Here is a 10,950-nt window from a genome sequence, read left to right on the forward strand (position 1 = left end):
ATCGCCGTCACCGTAGACGGCACCATCCTCGCCCTCGACACCCAAACCCTAACAACCCGAACCCTGACAACCCAAACCCCAACGTGACCGCCCCCACACCCACCCTCCGGCCGGCCGCATCGCAGCCGAGCGGGACAAGCCACGCCGGCTTCGTCCTCACCACGCCGGCACCGACGGCACCGCCGACCAACTCCTCCACTCCTCCACAAGGTGAGCGCCCCCGCATGACCCACACCCCGACCGGCACCCTGCTCGTGTTCGACTGGAACGGCACCGTCATGGCCGACACCGACCGCGCCCACCACGCCACCAACGCCGTCCTACACGGCCACGGCCTCCCGAAACTCACCCTCCACCAGTTCCGGGCCGCCTTCCAGCTCCCGCTACGCACCTTCTTCACCGAACTCGGCCTGCCCCCACCGCCACCGCCACCGCCGAACAGGAATGGAACACCCACCTCAGCCACCTCCCCGCCCAACCACGCCCCGACGCCACCGAAGCATTCACCCGCCTCACCGCCTACGGCGCCACCCTCGGCGTCGTAGGCGCCGCCAGCACCGCCACCGTCCACGCCGACGCCCACACCGGCGGGCTCAACCCCCTCCTACACTTCCTCGACGGCGACGTCACCGACAAAACCCACCAGCTGCGCCAACGCCGCACCACCACCCGCGCCCTCTACATCGGCGACACCGCCTACGACATCCACAGCGGACGCGCCGCCGGCTACCAGACCGTCGCCATCACCAACGGCTACACCCCCACCCGCACCCTGCACACAGCCAGACCCGACCACATCATCGACTCCCTCACCGAACTCCTCGACCTCCTCACCTGACAGGAAGGCCCGCGCCCAGACGGGCGCGAACCTCATGCCACCTCCCAGCCGATCAACCCCGCAGGCTGTACTGTAGGTAGCGCCGAGGACACGAAGGCCAACCCGGTAGGAACCGCCGGGTCGTCGTCGACGAAGGCCTGCTTATCCACGACGAGATCTACTTCAACGCCGGACGGCTCGCCCCGTCCGTCTTGGACTACCTGCTGCTGGCCTGGCCGGACCGTCGCGCCCATCGCCGCACGACGCCCTGGGCGGACAGGAGCCAGCGCCCCGGCCCGTCGCACTCGGCGCTCCTTCGCGGAGCGCCGGAGCGCCGGCAAAGGATGGGTATCAGAGCTGACCGAAATCGATCTCTGCCGCGAAGGGAGCCGAGATCTTGACCACGCCGGTGAACACCTCTCCATCCCGGTAGGCCCCGCTCGCCGGATCGAGGACATAAGTGTACACTGGACATAGGTATACACCAGCGGAACACCGGTAGCGGCCTGCTCGACCCGCCAGTAGAAAGCGATGCCGGCCCTGGCGTACTGGTCCACCTTCACGATCCTGTCGGTGGTCTCCGACCCCGGCGAGACGATCTCCACAACCAGCAGCACGTGCTCGGGACGGGTGGGCGTGACGTCGATCGTGTCCGCGCGATACACCACGACATCCGGACGGCGATTGGTGAGCGGCACGCCCTGCAGCCGGACGTCGAAGTCCGTATCGGCGTTCCAGTCCGCCCCCGCGGCCACCTCCAGAGCGCTCGATGGGCACCGCCTTGCCTCTTGCCCAGATCCCTCTTCCCCGGACCATTGACCGCGAGACTTGGCCGTCCGCGCCTGGGGACGGCGCGACCTCGCCTCCACCGGCACGGGCGGGATGCGTGGTCGGCGCGTCAGGCGCTCGGGGCGGTCGCCGTCTCCCGCTCCGGCTCGGCGTCGGTAGCGGGGGTGTCCGCGAGGCCGAGGCCGAGGTGTTCGACATGGTAGAGGGCCTGGTCAAGGAGCTCGGCGACGTGGTTGTCGTAGAGGGAGTACACCACGGAGCGGCCTTTGCGGGTGCCAGCCACGAGGCCGAGATGGCGCAGCAGGCGGAGCTGGTGGGAGCAGGCGGACTGCTCCAGACCGACCTCGGCGGCCAGCTCGGTCGCGGCGAGCGGGCCCTCGCGTAACCGGGCGAGGATCAACAGTCTCGACGGGGCCGCCAGCGATTGGAGAGTGGTGGCGACCTTGCCCCCGCTGCTGTCCGCGGTCGCCACCGCCGGCCGCCACGGCGTCCTGATCAAGTCCGTCCTGATCAAGTCCGTCCTGATCAAGTCCGTCCTGATCAAGTCCGTGCTGGTCATGAAACGCCTCGGCCAGGTCGACGCCGTCGCGCTGGACAAGACCGGCACCCTCACCGAAGGCACCCCTCGGGTGACGGACATCCAGCCGCTGGCCGCCTCCGGCCTTACCCAGGACGGCCTGCTGGCGCTGGCGGCGGCGGCCGAGCACCCCAGCGAGCACCCGCTGGCCCGCTCCATCGTGGCAGCCGCCCGCACCCGCGAACTGAACATCCCGCCGGTGGAGACCTTCACCTCCACAGCCGGCACCGGCGTGACCGCCACCGTCAACGGCCATCCGGTCGCGGTCGGCAGCCCCGTACGGCTGCTGGGCAGCCGCTCCCGGCACCCGGCCGCCGCGGTGGCCGCCCGCCTGGAAGAAAAGGGCCGTACCGCGGTCCTGGTCATCCTGGACGACACCCCGGTTGGTGTGCTGGGCATCGCCGACCGGCTGCGCGACAAGGCCGCCGCCACCGTCACCGCCCTGGCCACGGCGACCGGCACCGCGCCTGTCCTGGTCACCGGCGACAACCCGCGCGCCGCCGCCCACCTCGCCGCCGAGGTCGGCATCGCCGACGTCCGCGCCGGTCTACTACCCCAGGACAAAGTCACCGCTGTCCAAAACCTCCAGCAGGCCGGCCGGAAGGTGCTGATGGTCGGCGACGGCGTCAACGACGCCCCCGCACTCGCCGCCGCCTACGCCAGCATCGCCATGGGCCGCGCCGGCTCCGACCTCGCCCTCGACACCGCCGACGCCGTGGTGGTCCGCGACGAACTGGCCACCATCCCCGCTGTCGTCGCCCTCGCGCAGCGGGCCCGCCGCCTGGTAGTGCAGAACCTCGTCATCGCCGCGTTGTTCATCACTGGCCTGGCGATCTGGGACCTGATCGGCACCCTGCCGCTGCCGCTGGGAGTCGCCGGCTACGAGGGCTCCACCGTCATCGTCGGCCTCAACGGACTGCGTCTACTCACCGACGCCGCCTGGCGCCGCGCCGAGCGGCCAGAACACTCGACTGAGATCGCCCGTCCTGATCATCACCACCGGAACGCGCAGGAGTAGGGGCCGCCCCGCCCAAGGGAGCACCTACAGGCACGAAGATTGCCTTCGGCCGGGGGTGGCGGTCCCAAGGTCCCGCCAGAAAGCTTCGTCAGTCCCTGCTGATCGGGGCGGAACAGAAGGGCATTGTCGAGTCGACGATCCGTCGGTGACCGACTTGAAGGAGCCAGCGTGCCCATCTGGCACATCCGTCCCTACGAGACCGTCGACTACGCGGCGACAGTACGCCTGCTGGAGGAAGTGCGGAGCACCCTGGGCGGCCCGCCCATCAACCTCACCGACACCGTGCTGGCGCTGCGGCACGAACTCCCGGACACCGAGTCCCCCGCGGTGGTCGCCGTCGCGGGCGAGCATCTCGTCGGTGCCGCGGTCGGGCGCAAGGAGGGCGGCCAGGGCCGGGTGCTCACGGTCGCCATCGCGCCCGCCTGGCGTCACCACGGCATTGGCTCCAGCCTGTTGCAGAGCGTGGAGAACCTGCTCCTGCACGCCGGCTGCCGGCGGATCACCACGCTGATCACCCCCGGGCAGCCGGGTGAGGAGGCGTTCCTCAACCGCGGCTTCACCGCTACCGGGCAGGTACTCTACGACAAGCAGGTTCCCCTGCGCCCGGCGGACGTCTCCACCGTCGAGCGGTGGGGCGGCGCGCTGCTGAGCACCTCCGAGTGGTCCAACCTCGCCGGGATGGAGGAGGAGCGCGCGCTCATCGAGAAGCGGCTGCTGCTGCCGGTCCGGGAACGGGAGCTCGCCGAGGCATACGGAGTCGTCATCCCGACGGCGATGCTGCTGTTCGGGCCGCCCGGCACCGGCAAGACGTCCTTCGCCCGGGCGGTCGCCGCCCGGCTGGAATGGCCGTTCGTCGAGCTGCTGCCCTCACGGCTGGCCTCCGGCGGCAGTGGGCTCGCCGCCGAGCTGCGGTCAGCGATCAACGACCTCATGGGGGTCGAGCGGGTCGTCGTGTTCATTGACGAGGTCGACGAGATCGCCCAGTCACGCGAGACCCGGCCGGAGAACCAGTCCGTCGTCAACGAGCTACTCAAGGCGATCCCGCAGTTCCGCGGGGTGCAGGGCCGGCTGCTGATCTGCGCGACCAACGCGGTCTCGGCGCTGGATCCCGCGTTCATCCGGCCCGGCCGGTTCGATCTCGTCCTCCCTGTCGGGCCGCCGGACGCCAAGGGGCGCCGGGTGCTGCTCGAAGGGCTGCTGGACCGGGTCGCGAACAAGGGGGACATCGATCTGGACGCCGTCGTCGCGGCCACCGACCTGTTCACGCCGGCCGATCTCTCGGCGGTCGTGCAGCGATCCGCCGCCGCCGCCTTCCACCGGGCCGCCGACGGGGCGAAGGTCGGCGCCGGGGCGGGAGCGGAGAGCGGCGGGGGCGGCCACGGCCCGGTGGTAACCCCGTTGAGCACGCAGGACCTGCTGGATGCCGCCCGGCTGGCCCGGCCGACGATCAGTCTTACCGAGCTGGACCGCTTCCGTCGTGACGCGGAGGCCTTCACCCGGATCTGACCTGCCCCGCCCCGGCAGGGACGACCTGCACCGGATCCGGATCCGGTGTTGATAACTTTGATTTTTCGGTATAGAAAAGCATTTCCTGACCCGAGGACGAGACGCGGCACGAGAGAGTTCTCGACGAGACGAAAACCGCAGCGATCTTCCAAAACGATCACAATGAGGTTTCGCCATGACCGACGGGAATCGCAATCTCTACGTAGTCGCCTGCGGTGGCGGGTACCCCGCCGGGGACCTTCCCGCCTTCGTCAAGGAGTCGAAATGAAATAACTTGCGCGTTTCGAACCCTCCACAGGCCTGTGACCTGCGATGATGCTCTCGATCACGTATTTGTTACTTCATTACGTCCCCTGAGCCGGTCGAACTTCAGGAACACGACGCCTACACCTGGACGCCACTCACCGAGGAACAGCCCGTGACGGACGCTGTGAAAGACGTGCTGAGTAAATACCGGGAGCTGCGCGGCGTGTAAATTTCAGCCCAGCCACAAAGAACGCGGCCCCATACTGATACTCGCCAATATGGGGCCGCTTGGTATGTCGACGCATGTCTATTGAGAACACCCGCGGGTCGGGCGCTCCCCCGCGCGTCGAGGCCAACCGGCGGGCAGCGGGCGGGCCACCGGGTGCCGGCTACGGGCGGACACCGGCCTCCCGGGGATTGGTCCATAGATCGGTGCCGTGCGCGCTTGTCAGGAGATCGATGCCGGCCAGGACTTCCGCGGCGGGCCGGGCCTCCAGGCGGCGCCCATCCCGCAGCCGCAGGGAGACCCGCTCGTCGGCTGCCTCCCGGGCACCGATGATCGCCTGGTAGGGCACCAGACGAGCGGCCCGGACCCGCGCGCCCAGGGTGCCGCGCTCCGGACCGGCGACCTCGGCCCGCAGTCCCCGGTCGGCCGCCTGCCGGACCAGCGCGAGGGCGTGGGGTACCTCGGCGTCGGAGATCGGAAGGACCACCAGCTGGACGGGCGCAAGCCATGGTGGAAAGGCACCGCCGTGCGACTCGATGAGGTGGGCCACGGCCCGCTCCACGCTGCCGATGACGCTGCGGTGGACCATGACCGGCCGGCGCATCGCGCCGTCCGGGCCCGCGTAGTGCAGATCGAACCGTTCTGGCTGATGGAAGTCGATCTGCACGGTGGACAGGGTGGCTTCACGGCCGGCGCTGTCGACGATCTGCACGTCGATCTTCGGGCCGTAGAAGGCCGCCTCCCCCTCCACGGCCTCGTAGGCCACCCCCGCCGCGGTGACAATTACGACAGCGGTGGCGGCGGCGTGAGTGACGGCGGCGTGAGTGACAGCGGCATGGGCGGGCGGGTAGCGGGCGGGGTGGCCGCGGGTCAGCGCGCGAGGATGCTCAGGATCTCGCTGACCGAACGTCCCCGCGCCGCGAGGGGATAGACGGTGATGGCCAGCCGGATGAGGTTGTCACCCCGGCGGCTGACGCCCGCGGCCGGGACGGGCCAGACCCGGTCCGTCGGGCCGGTCGCCTCCCAGGCAGCCTTGATCGCGGCGAGTGGGCCGGCGACGTCGCCACGCCGCCAGGCGTCGGCGGCCCGGGCGGCGACGTCGATGACGCCGGGACCGGCCGTGGCGACCGCGACCGCCGCCTCGGGACCCGCGGTCAGGATCCACGGCACGAGTCCCGGTGTCGGCTCGATCCGCTGCAGCAGCGAGATCATCGCCTGCGACCGGGGCCCGGTGACAATGGGCGCCGCCGGCGCCCCGTGCCGCGCGACCACGTCCACGGCGCCCGGATGTGCCTGCTCGACGCCGGCCAGGGCCCGGCGCACCGCGGGTTCCAGGTCGAGCGAGGCGAGTGTCACCAGCACGGCCACGGGTATCCGGGCGAGCAGCCCCCCGAGCGGCGCGAGCACCGGCCGGTCGGCCTCGGGTACCCGGCCGAGACACGCGGCCGCGGCAGCGGCCTCGGTCACCGCTATGCCGTGCTCCAGAGCCAGGCCGACCACGGCGACCGGGTCGTCCGTGGTGGCGGCGACGGCCAGATCCACCTCGTCCGCGCCCGCGGGCAGCAGGTCGGCGACCGCCAGCAACCAGGCCCGGGCGGGCGGGTCCAACGCGCCCAGCGCCGACACCAGGCGCGGCGCCCCGTGCAGCGCGGCGGCCACCCGCACCAGGCGGGCACCGCAGGTCGCGGCGACGGTAGCCGGGTCGAGCGCGACCAGCGACACTACCTCCGCCGCGAAGGACGCGGACGAACCGGCAACCCGACCAGGCGAACCAGACGAACCAGACGAACCGGATGGACCGGATGGACCCGTGGTGGCCGGCCCCGCCGGACCGGTGGTGAGGGGTCCTGTGGGGTCCGGCTCGCCCCGGGCCGCGCGCGCCGCTTCGACGAGCAGCCGGGGCAGCGGCATCGTGCCCCAGTGAGCGGCCAGATAGGGCGCGGAGACACCCTCCAGCGAGGGGGCGCGGACTGCGCCCCGCGGCGCAGGACGCCCTCCGCGATCGCGGTGTCGAGCACGTCGGCCACGTCCTGCCCGGACATCCGGGCGAGCCGGACCAGCCAGTCGCGCGCCGCCCCGATCAGGCTGGCCCTGTTCAGGGTCTCGGCGAGCGGATGGATGCCCCAGCGCCGGGACAGGTACAGCCCGACGACGTCGTCGTCGAACAGGGCCACCGCCCACGCCGACATGCCCGGCCTGCCGAGCAGGTTCTCCTGGAAGGCGGTCTCGATCACCGTCGACGGGTCCGCCGCGACAAGCTCGGCGAACTGCGTGGTCCAGACGATGTCCTCGACGGCGAGGCATCGGACGATCTTCAGCAGGGTGTCGAGCGGCAGGACGCCCCACCGGGATCGCGCGAACGCGACGACGCGCGGATCGACCCACCAGCCGGGATCGGGCGGCGGGTCAGCCTGGTGCAGGCCCGCCGTGACGGCCTCGTCGACGAGGTCGCCCGGATTCGCGCCGAGCGCGGCGCCGAAGGAACGCAGCCACTCCAGGTCGCCGTTCACCAGGACCCGGACCGTCGCCATGATGTCCCGCAGCGACCGTTCGTCCCAGCGTGCGGCGACGTAGCCGGCGATCAGCGGCGGCAGCGCCGCGTCCGTCGGCGAGGCCTCGCCGAGGATGCCCTCCGCGACGGCCCGGTCGATCGCGCTGGAGACCGGGACCGCGGCGGCGTCGGCCACCGCGCGCAGCCAGCCGACGCTCGACCGCGTCAGGTCCCGGGCCACGTCGAGCAACGCCACCAACGGCACCGCGGTCCACCGTTCGGTGAGGTAGGAGGCGACGTCCGCCTGGGACCAGTCGGATGGTGACGGTGGCCGCGCCTGGCCGAGCAGGCGCTGGGCAAGTGCCGCGTCGACCACCTCCGACACGGACACCCCGACCGTGACGGCCACCGAGCGGATCCAGAGCAGGTCACCCGCGGCCAGCACCCGCCCGAGCTCGATCAGCTCGGCGAGGCTCGTCGTCTCCCACCGTTCGGCGAGGCACCCGGCGATGTCGGGGTCCCACCGCGACGGCGGCACCGGACCCGGTCCGGCCAGGAGGTTCTCCTCGATCGCCCGGTCCCGCACCTCGTCGGCCGCCAGCCCGCCGGCAGCCGCGAGGGCCGCGCACCAGTCCGGCATCCAGTCCGGCTCAGGGGCGACGACCGGGGTCTCGGCGAACGCGGCCCGCGGGTCCGCGACCGGGGCCGACACGTCCTCGGCGGAGGCGGTCGCGGCGGAGGCGGTCGCGCCCTCCACCACGCCACCGTCCGCGCCGCCATCCGGGCCGCCGTCCGGGCCGCCATCGAGCACGAACCGGCGGACCTCGTCCTCGGTGAGTCCGGGCACCGCCTCGGCGCCGGCCCGCGCGAGCAGCTCGATCCGGTGGACGATGCCGCTGCCGGGCCGCCCACTCACCGGGCTGGTTCCCCCCCGCAGCACCTCGGGCGTCACCCGGGCACGTTCCGTGAGTTCCCGGATCAGATCGACGGGCAGCAGCGGCGCGCACCGCACCACCGCCGGCGCCGCGCCGGCGACCGCGAGCGAGACAACCGCGTCGCGGTCGAGTCGGGGTGCCCGGGCCAGCACCTGCCCGGTCGCGGCCACCCGTTCGAGGGCCTCGGTCAGCTCGGTCAGGCCGACCGCGGTGATCTGCCAGACGTCACCCCAGCAACCGGTGAGGACACCAGTCGCGGGCAGCGTCTCGGCGAGCAGCATCCGGCGGGTCTCCGGCCGGATCCGCTCCCGCATGACCAGCCGCATCACGTCGATGACGATCCGGCGCTCGGCCGGCAGCGGCCGCAGGACCGCCGCGAGCTCGTCGAGCATCTTCGCGCTGTCCCGGGCCGCCAGGACGCTCTGCTGCTCGGCGAGCTCCGCGGTGACCGTGACAATCAGGTCCGGCCGCCCGGCGAACGCCCGACCGATCTCCTGCAGCATCGTCATGATTGCGCTACGCCCACCGCGTTGCGGGCTGCCGGTGTCGGCCGCGAGGGCACTCTCGTCCGGGTTCACCAGCAGGTGCGCGAAGGCCGCGGCGAACAGCCGCCGGGCCGCGCTCTGCCCCGCCGTCGCTCCGATGCGCCTGCGCAGCCCCTGCAACGAGACGTCATCGACCAGCGGCAGGTCCCTCCAGGCGCGCGGAGCGTGGGCCTGGCCGTCCTCGTCGAGCAGCGGCAGCGCGAACTCCACCCGCTGGCCGGCGCTCGCCAGGGCGTTCGGTTCGATCAGAGCCGCCGGGTCGACATCGAAGGCGATGATCCGGGCCGGATCGGGCACCGCGCCGTCCGGTGCCCGGTGCGCGGACCGCACGCGTCGCAGCGCAACCAGGGTCCGGGCGAGGTCGTCGGGCGGGCAGAGCAGCCAGCCGGAACCGCCGAGCAGGCCAGCCAGCGGGCTGGACAGGTCCGCGGCCTCGAAGGCGGCCACGCCGACCGCCGCCCGCCCGGACTGCAGGCTCGCCGCGAGGCGCACCGGCTCCGGGTTGACCCGGCGCTCGGCCGTCATGACCTCCGTCCCCGCCGGCGCGAACACTCCCCGCAGGCCCTTGGGATCGCCGCGCGGGGTGAGCGTCTCGTCGAAACGGCGCACCGTCACCGGGCGCTGCTCACCGGCCTGCAGGACGGTGGTGAGATCGACGTCGAACCCGGTGCCGGAACGCGGCACGAACACCCGGACGCCGTACCTGAGCTTCATCACGACGAACCGGGGGTCGACCCGGTCGACCGTGCCCAGGTACGTGCCGCCGACCAGGCCCCGCTCGAAGCGGGGGTTGCGGTCGCCGAACCCGCCACGGGCCGCGGCGTCGTGATGGTAGGCGATGATGACGTCGGAGGCGGCGAGACCCTCGGTGATCTTCGTGCGCCGCGCCGCGGCGGCCAGCGTCGTGAGCTCCTCCCGGAGCCGGCCGGGCTGCAGGTCGGCAACCCGGGCGTCGATCCCGCAGCCCCGCAGGTACCGGTCCACCGCCTGCTCGCGCGCCGCCCGCGATCCGCCCGTCACCGCACCGTAGGCGGTCGGCCGGCGGCCGGTGGACAACCACCCGATCAGCCGGGCCAACGCCCGGACCTGCGCTGCCCGCCACTCCTCCAGCGGGGCGTCCGGTGCCGGGATGTCGTCGCCGAGCAGTTCCACCATGTCCTGGCTACGTTCGGACGCAGGCGGGATCACCCCCCGGGCCGGCGCGTACCCGTGGCGGCCGTACCCGACCAGCCGCAGCGATCCCCGGCAGTGCACGAGATGGTCCGGGCTGAGCTCGATGGGAACGACGCCGAGCTGGGTCGCGGCGTCGTCGAGCAGCGCGCCGAGCGGGGCGAGCATGTCCATGACGTCCGCGGGGGCGGCGAACTCACCGTTCGCGAGCTGCGCGGCCATGCTGTCGTCGCCGCGTTGCCGCTCGAGCGGGTCGGTGAGCGGGCCAGCCGCCCAGCTCGTGATGTAACCCGTGGGCGCCTCGTAACCCGTGGGCGCCCCGTCGGGGCCGTCGACGATGTCGAGCAGCAGGGGGGTCAGCGGGTTGCCGAGCGAGAGCAGCTCCATACCGACCCGTAGCGTCGACGGGCCGCCCGCGCCGGCCGTACGCAGGGCGCCGAAGCCCAGCCCGGCGAGGCTGACCAGGCGTACCCGGCAGTCGGCCCCGGCGCCGCGGATCCGCCGGGGCATCTCCCGCCAGGTCCGGCCGCTGCGGCCCACGACCGCCGGACGCTGGTCCGCCGCTTCCCCCGCTTCCCCCGCTTCCGCCGGCGGCGCGCCCGGCGTGGACCGCGCGCCTCCGGTCCGCGC

8 protein-coding genes are annotated in these 10,950 nt (G+C 72.4%); 3 read left to right on the top strand and 5 right to left on the bottom strand.

The window, feature by feature from the left end:
* Positions 1-262: 262 nt before the first annotated feature.
* The gene (locus AC08OQ_RS09600) at positions 263-838 is read left to right on the top strand and encodes an HAD family hydrolase (RefSeq protein WP_476601797.1); all 576 of its coding nucleotides are present in this window, start codon (positions 263-265) and stop codon (positions 836-838) included.
* Between the two features lie 32 nt (positions 839-870).
* On the opposite strand, the gene AC08OQ_RS09605 is transcribed toward AC08OQ_RS09600, so the two are convergent.
* Both AC08OQ_RS09605 and AC08OQ_RS09610 read right to left on the bottom strand, forming a co-directional pair.
* The gene (locus tag AC08OQ_RS09605; protein WP_476601794.1) at positions 871-1,572 is read right to left on the bottom strand and encodes a Uma2 family endonuclease; all 702 of its coding nucleotides are present in this window, start codon (positions 1,570-1,572) and stop codon (positions 871-873) included.
* A 143-nt stretch (positions 1,573-1,715) separates the two neighbouring features.
* Positions 1,716-2,078, bottom strand: a complete 363-nt coding sequence (locus AC08OQ_RS09610; RefSeq protein ID WP_462185896.1) for an ArsR/SmtB family transcription factor — start codon at positions 2,076-2,078, stop codon at positions 1,716-1,718.
* On the opposite strand from AC08OQ_RS09610, the gene AC08OQ_RS09615 reads away from it, so the two are divergent.
* Together AC08OQ_RS09615 and AC08OQ_RS09620 are read left to right on the top strand one after the other, a co-directional pair.
* Positions 2,041-3,201: an HAD-IC family P-type ATPase gene (locus AC08OQ_RS09615; RefSeq protein WP_476605160.1), complete on the top strand. Its 1,161-nt coding sequence runs from the start codon at positions 2,041-2,043 to the stop codon at positions 3,199-3,201. The two genes, AC08OQ_RS09610 and AC08OQ_RS09615, sit on opposite strands and share 38 nt — an antisense overlap.
* 168 nt (positions 3,202-3,369) lie before the next feature.
* Positions 3,370-4,707 (top strand): ATP-binding protein, encoded by a 1,338-nt coding sequence (locus AC08OQ_RS09620; protein WP_476605161.1) that lies wholly within the window; start codon positions 3,370-3,372, stop codon positions 4,705-4,707.
* A 635-nt stretch (positions 4,708-5,342) separates the two neighbouring features.
* On the opposite strand, the gene AC08OQ_RS09625 is transcribed toward AC08OQ_RS09620, so the two are convergent.
* The 3 genes from AC08OQ_RS09625 to AC08OQ_RS09635 all read right to left on the bottom strand — a co-directional run.
* Positions 5,343-5,945, bottom strand: coding sequence for an aminoacyl--tRNA ligase-related protein (locus AC08OQ_RS09625; protein WP_476601811.1), 603 nt, complete (start codon positions 5,943-5,945; stop codon positions 5,343-5,345).
* Positions 5,946-6,049: 104 nt separating this feature from the next.
* Positions 6,050-6,901, bottom strand: a complete 852-nt coding sequence (locus tag AC08OQ_RS09630) for a hypothetical protein (protein WP_476601810.1) — start codon at positions 6,899-6,901, stop codon at positions 6,050-6,052.
* Positions 6,901-10,950, bottom strand: a 4,050-nt coding sequence (locus AC08OQ_RS09635; protein ID WP_476611996.1) for a hypothetical protein, incomplete at its 5' end; no start/stop codon positions are given. The genes AC08OQ_RS09630 and AC08OQ_RS09635, both read right to left, overlap by 1 nt.

The organism is Frankia sp. CcCS3 (genome assembly GCF_977927575.1).